1 protein-coding gene is annotated in these 1,105 nt (G+C 52.4%); it reads left to right on the top strand.

The window, feature by feature from the left end; translation table 11 throughout:
- Positions 1-59 precede the first annotated feature (59 nt).
- A protein-coding gene (locus tag J9892_RS05265) for an IS630 family transposase (protein WP_161469620.1) occupies positions 60-1,086 on the top strand; the annotation gives its coding sequence in 2 pieces (ribosomal slippage) (positions 60-514 and positions 513-1,086; 1,029 coding nt in all).
- The last annotated feature ends 19 nt before the right edge of the window (positions 1,087-1,105 follow it).

Here is a 1,105-nt window from a genome sequence, read left to right as displayed (position 1 = left end):
ATACCAATCAGATTAAAGATGTGATCTAATTGCTCTATTCTGGTTTCACTGTACTCAGTATGTCCGATCCAATCGATTTCTTGGCCCTCGCCAAGGCAGAAACCAACGCCAGGAAACGCATGCGATTCCTGGCGTTAGCACACTTTCAAGAAGGTCATTCCAGAACTGACATTGCCCGCTTTCTCAAAGTCAGCCGCACAAGTGTCAACAAATGGGTGAGCAACTTCTTGCTACACGGCGTGGCGGGGCTGGATAGTGTCCGTCCACCAGGCCGACCCGCCAAGCTCGGCGCCGAACAGCTATCCCAGCTTAGCGAATATATCGACCAACAAAGCCGGCTGGCCATCGGGGGACGACTGCAAGGTACTGATATTCAAACGTATATCGAACGAGAGTTTGGTGTGGCCTATGAACTCTCCAATGTCTACCGCCTCCTCAGAGAGCTGGGGTTTTCCTGGATAACCAGTCGCTCACGACATCCGAAGCAGGATGGGCAGGTGCAGGAAGCTTTTAAAAAACTTCCAGCTGGAAACGATCCTTAACATCCCGGGTCATGTTGCGCTTGCCAATGTCGATGTCTGGTTTCAGGACGAAGCCCGGTTTGGTCAACAAAATACGACTACCCGACTGTGGGCCAGGCGTGGCAGTCGCCCCCGAGCTATTCAGCAACAACAATTCGAGTACGTCTATCTCTTCGGTGCCGTCTGCCCTGCAACCGGGACAACGGAAGCCTTGCTCAGTCCTCTGGTAAACCGGGAGGTGATGAAGCAGCACTTGGCACTGATTGCAGCACGAACAAAGCCGGGTCGTCATGCGGTGGTGATCATGGACGGCGCCGGATGGCATACCATGGAATGTGCGGATGACTTCCCCAATCTCAGCCTGATCAAGCTCCCTCCCTATTCTCCCGAACTCAATCCCATTGAACAGGTATGGAGCTGGCTTCGTCAGCATGTGTTGGCTAATCGCAGCTTCAAGGATTACGACGACATCCTTGATGCCTGCACATCGGCCTGGAAGCACTTTATTGCCGATGTGGAGCGGGTGATGTCACTTTGTAGCCGAGATTGGATAAAACTGACCTAATGTTTAATCCGATTGGTAT

Source organism: Aeromonas sp. Prich7-2 (genome assembly GCF_017939255.1).
In the GTDB taxonomy this organism is placed as follows: domain Bacteria; phylum Pseudomonadota; class Gammaproteobacteria; order Enterobacterales; family Aeromonadaceae; genus Aeromonas; species Aeromonas caviae.
The sequence above is the reverse complement of the archived record's forward strand: the minus strand, read 5'-3'. Positions and strand labels throughout refer to the sequence as shown.